This is a genomic window from Chitinophaga sp. RCC_12, from assembly GCF_041360695.1.
In the GTDB taxonomy this organism is placed as follows: domain Bacteria; phylum Bacteroidota; class Bacteroidia; order Chitinophagales; family Chitinophagaceae; genus Chitinophaga.
On the sequence record NZ_JBFUPS010000006.1, the window covers coordinates 23,892 to 38,483 of the forward strand.

Consider the following 14,592-nt stretch of genomic DNA (forward strand, 5'->3'; position numbering starts at 1 on the left):
AAACGTATTGTTATTGCTGCGGGCACTGGCTGTACTCGGGCATCTGCCCCGGAGCGCTTATCACTTGTGGTGAATTCCGTAAATTAGCTATATGGAAACCAATAACGATAAAAAGCTTACCGTGGTACTGGGCGCATCGCCTAACCCGGAAAGATACAGCAACCTGGCCGTGAACCGGCTCAAAGCCAAAGGGCATCCGGTAGTGGCGATCGGCAAGCGGGCGGCCGCCATTGGTGATACGCCGGTGATTACCGCGCATCCACCGCTCGAAAAAGTAGATACGGTTACCATGTACCTGAATCCGGCGGCACAGAAAGAATATTATGATTATATTTTGCAGTTGCAACCCCGCCGCATCATCTTTAACCCGGGAGCAGAAAATCCCGAACTGGAAGATATTGCCAGGGAGCATAATATTCAGCCGGTGGAAGCATGTACCCTTGTAATGCTTAGTACGGGGCAGTTCTAGCCGTTTTATTTTCTGAATCTTCTTATTTTTTTAATGTACAGCTGTTGGCTATTGCTAACAGCTTTTTCGTATATTCGTAAATATTGCTGTTATTCCCCAATGAACGCATCCCATATTGTTGACCCAATTAGCGCATGGAATTACTTCAGCAGGCAGGCATTATAGCATAACCCAAATACGCATGTTCACCCTTAATTATACATGTATGCAATGGAGAAGATTTAATGGAGAGGTTATCCACCTTCCGGTAAAGGAAGAAGTAAGACAAGCCATCGTTCGTGAAACCGCAAAGGGGTTTCGCCTGAAAGTGTGCATTGGTACTGATTCCCAGGTAAAAGGAGTAGATACGGAATTCGCTACGGTGATAGTATTCCTGCGGGAAGGTCACGGCGGATTTATGTTTATTCACAATGAAAAAACAAAAGACCGCTATTCTATCAAAGAGCGCATGCTGGTAGAAGTAGCGAAGAGTATTGAAATTGCGTATGAATTGTGCGACCTGTTTACAGAATATGATGTGGACATGGAAGTGCATGCAGACATCAATACAAACCCTCAGTTCAAAAGCAACCTGGCCTTGCGGGAAGCAATGGGCTATATCCTGGGTATGGGCTTTGCCTTTAAAGCCAAACCGGAAGCCTTTGCCAGCAGCAGCTGCGCCAATAAAATAGTGAACTAAGGCGCCTCATTTTTTTGTACCTCTCTCAGATTTTTTATGACGTGTTACCACGTCAGGTGGCATTTTCTCCCCTTATCGAGCTATACAATCCCTCTCCCTGTTGTAACTTTTTCCCGGTTTCTACGCTATATATTCAATAAACACACTTTTGTTATGACACTACCAAAATCATTGGCAGCCATATTGCTGCTGGCGTCTTTCTGCGTTCTCTCCTGTAAAAAAGATAAGGTAGAAGCGCCCGATACTACGTCGTTGTTTGTATATGATGCTGGTGGCAGCATGCCTATGACTGAAACCCAAGAGCTTCAGATCACCGCAGATGCCAGTTATGTAATAACCTATAAGGGTAATGAGAAAAGCACCGTAAAATTATCCAACAAGATCCAGGATAGCCTGAAACCTTATCTCACCAGCTTTCCCCTGGCAGCTGTAAAAGCAGATCCTAATACTTACTCAGCACGTGGGGCAGCAGATGGCGTTTTCCGGGCATTCGTATATGTACAAAAAAATCCAACAGACACTACCGCTATTTATTTAGACATACCTCTCGGACCTGTTCCTGCCTACTTCGTGGAATTCGAGAATAAGATCAATCAAACAATTATCAACAATAAAATATTTCACTGATCATAATGCTTTGGTCACAAAACGCCATAATAATCTCCACCATGAAAATTTATTACTCTATCATCATTGTTTTTTTAACGGTTGCTTTTTCTGCCTGTAAAAAGAAAGATGCACCACTTCTCACTTCTGTGGAAGGACGATGGAGACTGGTGAAAGTAGAAGGATGTTTCAGTGGGCAAGGCGCATCTGTTACCAATAAGCAGGAAATAATTTTCAAGGGTAAACAATACGAATTATTTGTTGATGGTGTAAGAGAAACCGCCGATACGTTTCACCTTAAACAGGTTAACAATCAAAATGTACTGACAATAGGGAAAAGCAATGAATTCTTTGTCAATTTTACGAGCGATGCAATAATTCTGACCGGTAACATTTCTGATGCCTGCACCATGACTTACGGCAAGGTAGCCTATTAATGCAGCAATTATTATTAAGCAGGAGGATGAAAACGAATATCGCTTTCATCCCCGCTTTATACTTTAATCCTTCAACAACCACATCACGCTATTCACATTATCACTCCCGCTAAACTGCCGCTGTATAGCCTCGTTGAGGTTCGCATTGTTATAACTCAGTTCATTATCAGGATAAAGCCATCTTACCGGAAACTGCGTAGCAGGTGTATTCAGGTTGGTGGTAGCATTCAATTTGAATACGGGATAACCTGTTCTTCGTTGCTCATACCACGCGTTATAATTGGAGCCCTGCAGGAAGCCGGCGAGGTATTTCTGTGTAATGATCTGCGATAACTGTTGCTGCATGCTGCCAGTGAGTACTACCGATGCTACATACGACTGAATATAACTATCATCCATTTTCATGTTGTGGTGATAATCTTCTATGTCCGGTGTATAAGTGGCGGTGAATTTCATGGAATTGGTAATACCTGCCGCATAATAACTTTGCGCCGGCGTGCCGGTGATCCATCCCCGCAGGGCTGCTTCTGCCAATACAAACTGTAATTCGGAGTAGCTGAAAACACTTACCGGTTCTGCATTCACCATGTTTACGTAACGGCTGTTCAGGTCGGAATAATCCTTTGACAGACGTATAGATTGCAGTGCAGGGAATGCATCAGAAGGTTCCGCACCTACATAAGCATCATACTCATCCGCTGTTTTACCGGCTGCAATTTTTACCGGTGAGGGCTTTGCATAATAAAACAAACGACGGTCGTGCAACGCTTTCAGCGGATCTATCAGTGTGGCTGACAACATGGTGTAATTTGACTTTACAAAAGAGTTGCCGGAGCCTGCCGGTACATCGGACCAGGGATAATTCTGGCCTGCTGCAGCCGTATAGGTAAGGGCAAAATTATCAGCATAAGAACGCATTAAAGGCCTGTTGGCAACTATCTCTTTAAACCGCTCCACTACTTTCAGATCCGCATCACCTGTTTTCCTGTATAGGTTCATCAGTACATGCAGTTCAAAACTGTTGGTCAGCCGGCGCCAGTTATCCACTTTGCCGTTATATACCGGATCGCCGCTAAAATCTTTCCCTGTTGCAAAAAGAAGATTGGCGCTATCCAGTTCATTGAGTATGCCGAGGAATACTGCTTTCTGCGTATCGTAGCCAGGTTGGATAACGTTTTCTGATTCTCCTTTCACCGCCTGTGAGTAGGGAATATCGCCTACCTGTATAGTGCTTTGAAAAAATTGCCAGGCTCTTATAAAATGTCCCAGTGCATTGTATGATTTCCGGAGTTCCTCATCAGGAGCATAACCTATCATGGGCGGCACATTACGCAATAACGCGATCCTGTTAAAACTGGCTCTTCCGAATTTATTATACTGGAAACTTTCCTGTCCTTCTCCCCAGGTAAGATATTTACCCAGCAGGTAAGGTTGCATAAAACTTTTTGCGGTACTGATGTCCGACCTGGTAATACTCAGGATCATATTGGTGGCCAGCATGGCGGAACTTACCTGTGTAGTTTTATTTGGGTTGGTATTGATCTTATCAAATTTGGAGCAGCCTGTTACCATTGCGGCGGTAAGAGATACGGATAATATATATTTCAGTGATTTGTGTTTCATGAGATTTTCTTTGATGGTGAAAGATATCAGAACCCTACTTTGAAATTAACTCCCACCATCCGTTGAGATGGTGAATTCAGGTTTTCATCATCCACATCGGGATCTGAAAATTTGAAGTTTGTAAACAGGAAGAGGTTCTGGGCAGTTAAAGAAACAGATGCATTTTTTATACCGCTCTTTGCCAGCATGGTGGCAGGAAACCGGTATCCGACGGATATTTCACGCACCTTTACAAATGTTTTCTTTTGTATGCCGTAATCTCCTCCCCTGAAATTCTGCGCATAGTTTTGATAAGATACTTTTGTATCATTCACCGCATACTTGCGGGTATCGCTGGTGATGTTACCGAAGTTGTCGTAGGAAACACTTCCGGAGAGTACTTTTACGCCTTGTCCTACATAATTGGTGAGGCCGTTCACTACTTCATCGTAGCGGTATTGGTTATCAGATTCGGGATTGGTACCGGAATCCCACATCTTGTCGTAGATATAGTTATACATCAGCCCACCAACGCGGCCATCGATATTAAGTGATGCCGTAAAATTTTTATAGGAGAAGGTATTGATAAAACCAAAACTGAAACTTGGATCACTGTAACCATACTTTTGTTGGTAATCGCTTTCCACAGGGTAGCCGTTGTTGTGGATTACATTACCATCGGGGTCTCTCAGCCAATAGTAATCTGTATAGGTATCGAGTCTTTCTTTTTTCTTCACCCAGGGATTTTGCGCAGAGTACACCGGATCGAGGTTTACATAGTAGCGGTGCTGGTTAGACCAGTTGATGGTGGATCCCCATTGGAAATTCTTTTTCTTTAGTACCGTTCCGCTGAGGGTGATTTCCAGTCCTTTTCTTACATAGGTTTCGGCAGTATTTACCAGGGTGTTCAGGAATCCGGAGGAGCCGGGAATAGACACAGAAGTTTGCTGGTTGTAATAGTATTTATTGAAGTAAGCGACGTCGATGTTCAAACGTTTTTTGAACAGGTAGGCGGCAGTACCAATTTCCCAGGTACGCTGTGAACTTGGCAGCAGGTTAACGCCCAGCAGGTTACTGGGGTAGCTCGCGGAGTTTGCGCCATTCCAGGCGCCGGTAGTGGTAGTATAGAGACGATTGATATCATATACGCCTGCGGGTGTTTTAAAGGTAGCCCAGGAGCCGCGTATTTTCCACATATCTGTAAATGCAGGCATTTTGAATAATTCGGACAATACTACACTGGAACCGATGGAAGGATAAAAATACGCCCTGTTTTCTTCCGGTTGTGCGGAGTTCCAGTCGTTACGGCCGGTAGCGTCAATAAACACGGTGTTTCTCCAGCTTACAGCGGCCCTTCCATACAAACTGTTTACCTGTCTGCTGCTATAGGCAGGTGTGAATGTAGGCGGTTCTACGGAGCCATTAAGCGAAAAGAAAGTCGGGCTTGTTAACCCGTTTTTGGTGGAAGCTTTCAGTCCTTCGTCTACCCAATAATAAATTGTTCCGCCCACCATTGCTTCGAAGTTCCAATCGCCTGCTTTTTTATTGTAGCTCAGCATAGCGTCGTCGTTGGTACTCCAGCCCCAGGTGTTGTTGATGCTGTACAATCCCCTGGCATTCCATCCGCCGCGGGTGGAGTAGATATTAGCCGTTGGATTGGTAAAGGTTTCTTTATTGTGATACACATCATAGCCAATACGCACCAACAGGCTAAGGTCAGGGGAAAATTTATAGTTGGCAGTGAGACTTGCGTTGGTAGTATTTTGCTGGATCGCATTTAATTTCTCGTAGGCAATCAGGTAGGGATTATCATACCAGTTGGTGTACATCCAGTTTTGTGTTTGGTTGGGTGTTTTCCAGTAGTCGCGGTACTGGCGGATATCATATTCGGGGCCGGTCCACATGGTTAGCTGGTAAATGTATCCCTGGTTACCATAGCCGGTGCCCCATACCTGTGGCGCCATTCTTTTGCTTACGCCCATGTGTCCTTCGAGGCTGAATTTCTCTGTCGCCTTGAGTTCTCCGCCGAGGGTGAAGTTATACATATTCAGTTTCGCATTGGGAAACTGTCCTTTGTTGTAAATATGGTTCAGGGAAGCGCGGAAGCTGCCGTATTTCCCACTTTGTGATACGTTGATATTATTATTGGTGATTACGCCCAGTTCCATAAAATTCTTCAGGTTATTTTTACCTACCGAATTCAGTGGCCGGTTGTCCTCAAACTGTTTGGTGACCGGGTTCCAGTCCCTCGCGGTGTTGCCTGCATCCAGCCTGGGGCCCCATACATAGTCGTTGTCAATTTTTCCGTTTTGTCCACGGCCGTACGAAGTTTGTGTTTTAGGAATGGCCAGGAAGCCACTCTGGATCATGGTGTTGCTGTTCACGTTTACAGACAGTGCTTCGCCGGTTCCTTTTTTAGTGGTAATGAGGATCACGCCGCCGGCAGCCCTGGAGCCGTACAATGCGGATGCAGTGGGACCTTTCAGGATATCCAGGCTTTCGATATCATCGGTAGGGATATCGCGTAGCGACATGTTGCCATACGGCACTCCATCTACCACCAGCAAGGTACCTTCCCCTCTTAATTCAATTGCGGGTTTAGCAAAAAACTCGGTGGAGTTTTTAATAACCAGGCCGGATACCTGGCCGGTGAGGGAAGTGGCCAGGTCCACTCCTTTTACCGTTTGCACGGCCTCCCCTTTTACTCTTTGTACTGCGTATCCCAGGGCTTTTTCCTGGCGTTTGATACCGAGGGCAGTTACTACCACCTGGTCGATGCTGATCGCCTGATCGAGGAGAACGATGTTAATGGTTTGTTCTCCTTTAATGGTGTATTCTTTTGGTGTGTAGCCGATGAAGCTGAATAACAGGACATCGCCATCTTTTACGTTATCGAGGGTGAAGTTCCCGTCTTTGTCCGTCGTCGTAGCCTTGGAGGAGCCTTTCACCTGGATAATCACGCCTGGCAAGGCATTACCGGTGGAGTCCTTTACAGATCCCCTGATGTTTTGCTGTGGTGCAATGTTGCCGGCGGCAGCCATCACAGACCGGGTATTAGCAGCATCTTCTGCTTTTACCACGTAAAGCTTTCCATTGATTTTGCGGCATACCAATCCTAATGGTGCGATACATTTATTGAGGTTGTTCTCAATATTATCTGCCTGAAAAATGTCTGTATTCTGCAGGAGAATATTTTTTCCTTTCAGCAGATTGGTGTTATAACTGAAGCGGACATCGAACTTTGCTTCCAGTTCATTGATCACCGAAATAAGCGGCACAGTGGTTACCTTGTTTTCGCGGGTTGCTGCTTTTAGTATCTGTGCTTTTGACCATTGCAAACAGCATAGCAAAGCGGTAACCATTACCAGTTGGAAACTGATTGATTTAAATTTTTTCATAACTGAATTTTGGTTGTCTCTAAAGGATTTTTTTGTTGTTCACCCGAATAGTCTTGTGTTGTAAAGTGAATTGTAAATTAAAGGATTCTTCTATCGTAATAATGGCCTGCTGCAGGTTATCGGACGGGAGATAGCCTGTAAACAGCAGTTCCCCGGTTCCTTCCTGGTCAAATACTATTTCATAATCATATTGTTCCCCAAGTTTTTGCATCACTATTTTCAGTGGTTCACTTTTAAATGCGAGCAGGTTGTATTTCCAGGATGTCTGGAACAAGGTATCTACCTTTTGCCTGGTGAGCATTTTGGTGGCCGCATTATAGCTGGCCATTTCGCCGGGACTGAGCAACAGGGCGCCGGCGCCGGTGTTGACTTTCACGCGACCTTCGTTCAGCACTACCACTGCGTTTCCATTTGCCGTATTTACATTAAAGGCGGTGCCCAGTACGTTTACATCTACGCCGTTTTCCGTGTGCACAACAAAGGGCGTTGCTGCCTGGTGGATCACGGTGAAAAAAGCTTCTCCTTTCAGCCATGCTTCCCTGGGTTGATTTTTACGGGGAGAGGTGTTTACGGTAAGGCTGCTGCGTTGATTGAGACTGATCACCGTACCATCTTCCAGCCGGAAGGTTTGCACCTGGCGGGTGTTGTTTACAAAATGGCGTTTATCATTTTTATCTCTGTAAAAAAATAACAGCAGGGTAGCCAGGCCAATGAGTGGTACCAGGGCGGCCGCCACTCTGAAGCCGGTTCTTTTCCATAACGGGATCACCGGTTTGGACGGTGTATGTTGCAGGATGGCGTTAAAAACCTGACCAGCCTTATCTGCCGGCATTGCGGGCCAGTTTTGCTGCAGCAACAACTCTTCCACCGCAGGCAAATATTCCGGCGATGGGTGGTCCTGTAACCAGGCGAGGAGCTCCAAACGCTCTTCCTGTGTACATTTCCTTTCCGTTAATTTAATAAAGAGAGCAGTGATCCGTTCCTTATTTTCTTCCATTGTTCCTGGTTGACATAACAATAGTACGATCGGGCGGATTTAAAAGACGACCGGACTTAAAAATATTTTTTCCTCAGCGAAGGATATGGCAAAAGACGGCAATAATAACAGAGATATCGGCATGTTGATAAAGGTAGTGCCTTACGAAGCGGGAAGCCTTTACGAGCTGGTCTCTCACGGTGTTGACAGAGATGCCCAGCTGATCGGCTATTTCCTGGTTGGAACAGCCCTGTACTTTGCTCATTCTGAAAATCAGCTGCCGTTGTGCAGGTAATTGTGCGATGGCATTCATTTTAATGGTTTCCAGCTGCCGGGTGTAGAGCATGTCGTCCATAGCGCCGGTATCTTCTGTATACATCTGCAGAAAATATTCGCGGAATTTCTGATCATGCACCGCCTTTCTCAGGTAGTCGAATACATAGTTGCGGGTGGTGGTGTACAGGTAGGCTTTGATAGATAATCCGGGATTCAGGGTATCTCTTTTTACCCATATCTTCATAAATACTTCCTGAACGGCGTCGGATGCTACTTCCGGCAGGCCGCAGAGTTTCAGGGTATAGCCATAAATATGATCCCGGTATTTTTCATATAATACCCTGAACGCTTCCTCATCCTGCGCTATGATCTTTTTACACAGTATTTCATCTGTTGCATCCAGCATTCCAACAAGTATTTGGGTAAAAAAATGCCATCACTGATTAAGATAAACAAATAAAAATAAAAAATTACCCCAGATTACTGAGGTAATAATAGTGTGTAGACAAGAAGATGCAGCGGATCAGGCGATGGCCCGGAATTGTGCGTTGAGTTCATCGATATAGTTGAGGATGGCATCCCGGCCGGATTTCTTTACGGTAGAAGTAACGAAGTTGGGGGGCAGGAACTGCCAGGTTTCCCTCATTTTATTGAGAAAAGCTTTTACGTTTTTGCTGACCTCTGCCTGGGAACTTTTATCTGCTTTGGTGAATACCAGGCTGAAAGGGATATTCCATTCTCCCAGTTTGGTAATAAAATCGATGTCGATTTTCTGCGGCTGATGGCGGCTGTCGATGAGTACAAATACGCTGACGAGGTTGGGCCGTTTGCGCAGGTAGTTTTCGATCATCTGTTCCCATTGGCGGCGCTGCGAGAGGCTTCTTTTAGCGAATCCGTAGCCGGGCAGATCCACCAGGTACCAGGCGTTATTGATGGCAAAATGATTAATCAGCTGTGTTTTACCGGGGGTTCCGGACGTTTTGGCTAATTTTTCATTATTAGCCAGAATATTGATCAAAGAAGACTTACCTACGTTCGACCGGCCGATGAATGCGTATTCCGGCCATATGGGATTGGGGCATTTTTCCCAATCGGGACTACTGATAAGATATTCTGCTGACTTAATAACCATAATGATATTGCTTTGTTCCATTAAAAATCCCGTATCCCTGTTTTTGCATACTGTCACATGACTACATTTCTTTAACTTTGCGCACTATGTCAGAAAATGCAAATGTTCAGAAGATCGTTCCCTTTGAAGGGTCAAAATTAAGCAAGAAGGAGCAGATAGCGACCATGTTTGATGATATTGCTTACCGCTACGACTTTCTTAATCACTTTATGTCGCTGGGGATCGACATTATATGGCGTAAAAAAGCCCTGGGGTATTTGAAATCGCTTCAGCCCAAACTCATGTTGGACGTGGCTACCGGCACGGGCGACTTTGCTATAATGGCGGAAAAGCGTCTTCATCCCGACAAAATTGTGGGCATTGATATTTCTGAAGGGATGTTGAGTCATGGCCGTGAAAAGATCCTGAAAGCGGGGTTAGGCGACAAAATTACCCTGCAAACGGGCGATAGTGAGACAATAAGTTTTCCCGACCAAACGTTTGATGCCATAACGGTGGCATTCGGTGTGCGTAATTTTGAGCACCTGGAAAAGGGGCTGTCTGAGATGTATCGTGTGTTGAAGCCAGGAGGCAAGTTGGTGATACTGGAGTTTTCGAATCCCACAGTTTTTCCTATTAAACAATTATATAATTCGTATTTTCGTTATATCACACCGCTGATCGGGAAATGGATAGCTAAAAGCCAGGCGGCCTATAGTTATCTGCCGGAATCTGTGAAAGCGTTTCCGCAGGGTGAAGCAATGCGAACTATTTTAACCAATACCCGTTTCCAGGCCGTTACATGCAAAACGCTAACATTCGGCATATGTTCCATTTACTGCGCTACGCGCTGATATTCATTGTATGCGGGGTGCTTCCTGCAAGGGCGCAAACCCAGATGAATATGTTGGAACACGATGCAAAACCCTATTATTTTGGTATTACGCTGGCGGCAAACCAGTCGTATTTCAAACTGGAGCACTCTCCTGCCTTCCTGGCCGACGATTCTATTATGGTAGCGGAACCGCTGAAAACCATGGGATTCAACCTGGGACTGCTGGCCAATGCCAGGCTCAGTGAGCATTTTGACCTTCGCTTTAACCCGCAGCTCATTTTTGCATCCAAAAACCTTTACTACCGCGAAACTTATCCCAAGCCACAGGATACTGACAAGAAGATTGAGTCGATATTACTGAGCTTCCCGCTGCAGATTAAATTTAAATCGGACCGCATCGGCAACATGCGTGTTTATACCATCGCGGGCCTTAAATATGACTATGACCTTGCCTCCAACGCCCGCCTGCGCAGAGCAGAGGACCTGGTAAAAATTAAAAAGAGCGACTACGGTTACGAAGCCGGCGCCGGCTTTGAGTTCTATTTCGAGAGCTTCATCTTTGCCCCGGAGTTTAAGATCAGCAATGGCTTTGGCAATGTGCATGTGAAAGACCCCAACCTGCGGTATTCCAATGTAGTGGAGAAATTACAGTCGAGGATGATTGTGTTTTCGATTCACCTGGAAGGGTAATACCTGTTTAATCTAAAGTCAATATTAGTTCCCCTACATTTCACAGAAATAAATCAGCAACAACTGGTACTTTTTTCTGCTACCTGTGTATTTGATTACGAAAGCTGGTACCCGCCGGCTTGTTTAGTATTTAGCATTTCACTGGAGATTTGATAATTACTATATGGACACAGGAGTAAGAATTGTTGACTTAAACATATTGGATTATCATGCCGCTGATCCGGAAAATCTAAAGAAGGCGGCCACCTATCACGGCAAAATAACCCTGGAAGCCGGAGTTAATATCAGCGCCAGGGAAAAACAGGTTACAATAGCATTAAAAGCAACCTTGTTTATCCAAAATGAATCCAAAGACTTAATTAACGCAGGCTATATTATAAGCCAAACCGTATTTGATTTGTTGATGTGGGATAAATTCGTGAAAAAGGATGGCAGTAAATACGCAATAGATAAGCGATTGGATTCCTTTTTAATCGGAGTGTCATATGATTCATTAAGAGGACTTCTCCGGGAAAGAGGTAAAAATCATATAGTGGGTAAAATCATTCTGCCAGTTGTTGATCCGGCGGATATTACCAGGGTTAACGTCGCCAGGAAGGCGGGAAAGACGAAAAATAAAGCGTGATTACCGGCACCTGCCGCCGTACATTGATTAACCATCATTACGCTGATTTTTTTACCTTTGCGCCATGCAAAATTACCTCATCAGGAATATAGCCGTGGTAAACGAAGGGCGTACCACGGTACAGGATGTATGGATCAAAGACCACCGCATTGAAAAAATAGCGCCCAATATCACTATCAGCGGTAATTATACGGAAATTAACGGGGAAGGCAAGCACCTGCTGCCAGGCGTTATAGACGACCAGGTACACTTCCGGGAGCCCGGCTTAACCCACAAAGCCACCATTTATTCTGAAGCACGCGCAGCAGTAGCCGGTGGTACCACCAGTTTTATGGAAATGCCCAATACCAAACCGGCCGCACTCACCCAGGAACTACTCGAAGACAAATACACCATTGCACAACATCATTCGCTGGCCAATTATTCCTTCTTTATGGGGGCTGCCAATGATAATGTGAAAGAAATACTGAAAACAAACGCCAAAAAAGAAAGCGTTTGCGGCGTGAAAATATTCATGGGATCTTCTACCGGGAATATGCTGGTAGATAATTATCTCACCCTGGAAACGGTGTTTTCCAACAGCGAACTGCTGATTGCCACCCATTGCGAAGATGAAAAGATTATCCGCGCCAATATGGAGGCGTTTCAACGGGAAAAAGGAGATCGCCTCACCGCTGCGGATCATCCGCTGATACGTGATGTGGAAGCCTGTTTTGAATCATCTCTGGTAGCCATACAGTTTGCGCAGAAACATAATGCCCGCCTGCATATCCTGCACATCTCCACAGCGAGGGAGCTTCAGCTGTTCAGCAATATGCTGCCGCTGGCAGAAAAAAGGATTACGGCGGAAGTCTGTGTACACCATCTTCATTTCACTGCCGATGACTACGCACAATACGGCAACCTGATCAAATGCAACCCGGCCATTAAAGCACCGGAAAACAAAACCGCGCTCTGGCAGGGACTCCTGGACGACCGGCTGGATATCATTGCCACCGACCATGCACCGCATACCTGGGAAGAAAAACAACTGCCTTACCTGCAGGCGCCGTCCGGTGTTCCACTGGTGCAACACAGCCTCCTGCTGATGCTGGAATATGTAAAGAAGGGAAACATCACCCTGGAAAAAGTAGTGGAAAAGATGAGTCATGCTCCCGCTATCTGTTTCCAGATAAAAGAAAGAGGATTTTTGAGAGAAGGATATTATGCCGACTGTGTAATCGTAGACCTGCAGCACCAGACGAACGTAAATAAAGAAAACATCTATTATAAATGCGCCTGGAGCCCGTTTGAAGGCCATACCTTCCCGGCGGCCGTTACGCATACCTTTGTAAGCGGACACCTCGCTTATGCGGATGGCGTTTTTAACGAGAACGTATTGGGTCAGCGACTGGCTTTCAGCCGGTAGTTTTTGCCTCCGTAAATGCAGCGGGCGCCGCTGCATTTACGGAAATGCCGGCACAGCCTTTCAATTCTTATGGAATTTTTCTATCCTTGCATCTTCCACCGTATATTCACCAAAAAGATGCTGCATGCAACTGGACAAAACATCCTACTACGACCTGTCTATCTTTAACCGCGACGAAGAATTTTCCCTGTTCCACCGCCTCGATTTTACTACCACTGCGGGCGGCCGTGAATACCTGCGGCAGCTATACAGCAATCCTTTATCCGATATCAACACTATTAAGAACCGGCAGCGTGCATTGCAATATATACTGGAACAGGAAAGCAACTGGCCTTCCATTATTTCTAACGGTACCATTGTAGTGGTGGAGAATTACATGGATGCCCAGATTGAACCTATTTCCAGCACAGAAGGACTTGCCTTATATCTTCATGCAGCACTCAACAAAACGTTGTATGCACCTGATTATGGTTATATCAAATTTTCGTTTACACAACTGGTAATATTACTGAAAGGATTTCGTTCGTTTATCAATGTCTTCAATTCTGAAGAGACCCCAACAGTGCTGAAAGTATTGCTGGACAGGGCGCAACAGTTGCTTGCCAAAAAAGAATTCTATGAAATTTTAAAAGCAGATGAAGAGGGGAAACTGAATTTTGTGGAGATCCTGCGTTATGATAATTATATCCGGAAACGACACAGAAAAGTGATCCAGGAGCTGGTAACCCTTTACCAGCAGCTGGATGCGTATTATGCAATGGCCAAAGCCATGAAGCACTATAACCTGCAGTTCCCGGTTTTCTCCGGCGGCACCACACCTATTATTAAAGCCACACAACTCTATCATATCATTCTTCCTGAGCCGGTGGCTTATGATGTAAAACTGGATGAAGCAGCTCATTTCATGTTCCTTACCGGCGCTAATATGGCCGGAAAAACCACCTTTATCAAAGCCGTGGGCGTAGCCGTATTCCTGGCACATATAGGCATGGGCGTGCCCGCTGAACATATGGAGCTGAGCTTCTTTCACGGCATCTTCAGTAATATCCAGGTACAGGATAATATTTTTAAGGGAGAAAGTTATTTCTATAGCGAAGTACAGCGTATTAAAAACACTATCCTGCAAATCAGTAATGGAAAAAACTGGCTGGTGCTGATCGACGAAATGTTTAAAGGTACCAATGTGGAAGATGCCAGGAACTGTTCGCTGGCGGTGATCCGGGGATTTTTGAAAAGTACCAACTGCCTGTTTATCCTTTCTACTCACCTTTATGAAGTGGCGGATGAACTGAGCACAGAAAAACGTATCCAGTTTAAATATTTTGAATCTACCGTTATTGATGACGACCTGCATTTCACCTACCTGCTCAAAGATGGAATTGCCAAAGAAAAAATAGGTTACCTGATCCTGAAAAGGGAGAAGGTACTGGATCTGCTTACGCAGATAAAATAAAAAAGGGAAAGCATTTAACTGCGGGCG

The 14,592-nt window shown here is 45.2% G+C and carries 14 protein-coding genes; 9 read left to right on the forward strand and 5 right to left on the reverse strand.

Annotated features, from left to right (window positions below; all coding sequences use genetic code 11):
* The first annotated feature begins 91 nt into the window (after nt 1–91).
* From AB6805_RS18460 to AB6805_RS18475, 4 genes are all read left to right on the forward strand, one after another.
* Nucleotides 92–469, forward strand: a complete 378-nt coding sequence (locus AB6805_RS18460) for a CoA-binding protein (RefSeq protein WP_370910923.1) — start codon at nt 92–94, stop codon at nt 467–469.
* A gap of 205 nt (nt 470–674) precedes the next feature.
* Nucleotides 675–1,148 carry a ribonuclease H-like YkuK family protein gene (locus AB6805_RS18465; protein ID WP_079470056.1) on the forward strand — a complete coding sequence of 158 codons (474 nt, stop codon included), beginning with the start codon at nt 675–677 and terminating at the stop codon, nt 1,146–1,148.
* Nucleotides 1,149–1,301: 153 nt separating this feature from the next.
* Nucleotides 1,302–1,775 carry a hypothetical protein gene (locus AB6805_RS18470; RefSeq protein ID WP_370910924.1) on the forward strand — a complete coding sequence of 158 codons (474 nt, stop codon included), beginning with the start codon at nt 1,302–1,304 and terminating at the stop codon, nt 1,773–1,775.
* A 41-nt stretch (nt 1,776–1,816) separates the two neighbouring features.
* The gene (locus AB6805_RS18475) at nt 1,817–2,191 is read left to right on the forward strand and encodes a hypothetical protein (RefSeq protein WP_370910925.1); all 375 of its coding nucleotides are present in this window, start codon (nt 1,817–1,819) and stop codon (nt 2,189–2,191) included.
* Nucleotides 2,192–2,254: 63 nt separating this feature from the next.
* On the opposite strand, the gene AB6805_RS18480 is transcribed toward AB6805_RS18475, so the two are convergent.
* The 5 genes from AB6805_RS18480 to yihA all read right to left on the reverse strand — a co-directional run bounded on the left by AB6805_RS18480 (nt 2,255) and on the right by yihA (nt 9,575).
* Nucleotides 2,255–3,814, reverse strand: a complete 1,560-nt coding sequence (locus AB6805_RS18480) for a SusD/RagB family nutrient-binding outer membrane lipoprotein (protein ID WP_370910926.1) — start codon at nt 3,812–3,814, stop codon at nt 2,255–2,257.
* Nucleotides 3,815–3,840: 26 nt separating this feature from the next.
* Nucleotides 3,841–7,191: a SusC/RagA family TonB-linked outer membrane protein gene (locus AB6805_RS18485; RefSeq protein WP_370910927.1), complete on the reverse strand. Its 3,351-nt coding sequence runs from the start codon at nt 7,189–7,191 to the stop codon at nt 3,841–3,843.
* A gap of 19 nt (nt 7,192–7,210) precedes the next feature.
* Entirely contained in the window at nt 7,211–8,188 is a 978-nt protein-coding gene (locus tag AB6805_RS18490) for a FecR family protein (protein WP_370910928.1), read from the reverse strand.
* A 73-nt stretch (nt 8,189–8,261) separates the two neighbouring features.
* Entirely contained in the window at nt 8,262–8,849 is a 588-nt protein-coding gene (locus tag AB6805_RS18495; RefSeq protein WP_370910929.1) for an RNA polymerase sigma-70 factor, read from the reverse strand.
* Between the two features lie 117 nt (nt 8,850–8,966).
* Nucleotides 8,967–9,575, reverse strand: coding sequence for a ribosome biogenesis GTP-binding protein YihA/YsxC (gene yihA, locus AB6805_RS18500; RefSeq protein ID WP_370910930.1), 609 nt, complete (start codon nt 9,573–9,575; stop codon nt 8,967–8,969).
* Nucleotides 9,576–9,661: 86 nt separating this feature from the next.
* Between yihA and ubiE the strand changes: the two genes are divergently transcribed.
* The 5 genes from ubiE to AB6805_RS18525 all read left to right on the forward strand — a co-directional run bounded on the left by ubiE (nt 9,662) and on the right by AB6805_RS18525 (nt 14,565).
* The gene (gene ubiE, locus AB6805_RS18505) at nt 9,662–10,408 is read left to right on the forward strand and encodes a bifunctional demethylmenaquinone methyltransferase/2-methoxy-6-polyprenyl-1,4-benzoquinol methylase UbiE (protein WP_370910931.1); all 747 of its coding nucleotides are present in this window, start codon (nt 9,662–9,664) and stop codon (nt 10,406–10,408) included.
* On the forward strand, nt 10,381–11,079 hold the full coding sequence (locus AB6805_RS18510; protein ID WP_370910932.1) for a porin family protein: 699 nt from the start codon (nt 10,381–10,383) through the stop codon (nt 11,077–11,079). The genes ubiE and AB6805_RS18510 overlap by 28 nt, the downstream gene beginning before the upstream one ends.
* 163 nt (nt 11,080–11,242) lie before the next feature.
* A complete protein-coding gene (locus tag AB6805_RS18515) occupies nt 11,243–11,704 on the forward strand; it encodes a hypothetical protein (RefSeq protein ID WP_370910933.1) in 462 nt (153 codons plus the stop codon).
* A 64-nt stretch (nt 11,705–11,768) separates the two neighbouring features.
* Nucleotides 11,769–13,112, forward strand: coding sequence for a dihydroorotase (locus AB6805_RS18520; protein ID WP_370910934.1), 1,344 nt, complete (start codon nt 11,769–11,771; stop codon nt 13,110–13,112).
* Between the two features lie 124 nt (nt 13,113–13,236).
* Entirely contained in the window at nt 13,237–14,565 is a 1,329-nt protein-coding gene (locus AB6805_RS18525) for a DNA mismatch repair protein MutS (protein WP_370910935.1), read from the forward strand.
* Nucleotides 14,566–14,592: the final 27 nt, after the last annotated feature.

Excerpts from the sequence above, each read along its gene's own strand:
- AB6805_RS18460 (WP_370910923.1), top strand. The coding sequence starts at position 92 with ATGGAAACCAATAACGATAAAAAGCTTACCGTGGTACTGGGCGCATCG.
- AB6805_RS18465 (WP_079470056.1), top strand. The coding sequence starts at position 675 with ATGCAATGGAGAAGATTTAATGGAGAGGTTATCCACCTTCCGGTAAAG.
- AB6805_RS18470 (WP_370910924.1), top strand. The coding sequence starts at position 1,302 with ATGACACTACCAAAATCATTGGCAGCCATATTGCTGCTGGCGTCTTTC.
- AB6805_RS18475 (WP_370910925.1), top strand. The coding sequence starts at position 1,817 with ATGAAAATTTATTACTCTATCATCATTGTTTTTTTAACGGTTGCTTTT.
- AB6805_RS18480 (WP_370910926.1), bottom strand. The coding sequence starts at position 3,814 with ATGAAACACAAATCACTGAAATATATATTATCCGTATCTCTTACCGCC.
- AB6805_RS18485 (WP_370910927.1), bottom strand. The coding sequence starts at position 7,191 with ATGAAAAAATTTAAATCAATCAGTTTCCAACTGGTAATGGTTACCGCT.
- AB6805_RS18490 (WP_370910928.1), bottom strand. The coding sequence starts at position 8,188 with ATGGAAGAAAATAAGGAACGGATCACTGCTCTCTTTATTAAATTAACG.
- AB6805_RS18495 (WP_370910929.1), bottom strand. The coding sequence starts at position 8,849 with ATGCTGGATGCAACAGATGAAATACTGTGTAAAAAGATCATAGCGCAG.
- yihA (WP_370910930.1), bottom strand. The coding sequence starts at position 9,575 with ATGGTTATTAAGTCAGCAGAATATCTTATCAGTAGTCCCGATTGGGAA.
- ubiE (WP_370910931.1), top strand. The coding sequence starts at position 9,662 with ATGTCAGAAAATGCAAATGTTCAGAAGATCGTTCCCTTTGAAGGGTCA.
- AB6805_RS18510 (WP_370910932.1), top strand. The coding sequence starts at position 10,381 with ATGTTCCATTTACTGCGCTACGCGCTGATATTCATTGTATGCGGGGTG.
- AB6805_RS18515 (WP_370910933.1), top strand. The coding sequence starts at position 11,243 with ATGGACACAGGAGTAAGAATTGTTGACTTAAACATATTGGATTATCAT.
- AB6805_RS18520 (WP_370910934.1), top strand. The coding sequence starts at position 11,769 with ATGCAAAATTACCTCATCAGGAATATAGCCGTGGTAAACGAAGGGCGT.
- AB6805_RS18525 (WP_370910935.1), top strand. The coding sequence starts at position 13,237 with ATGCAACTGGACAAAACATCCTACTACGACCTGTCTATCTTTAACCGC.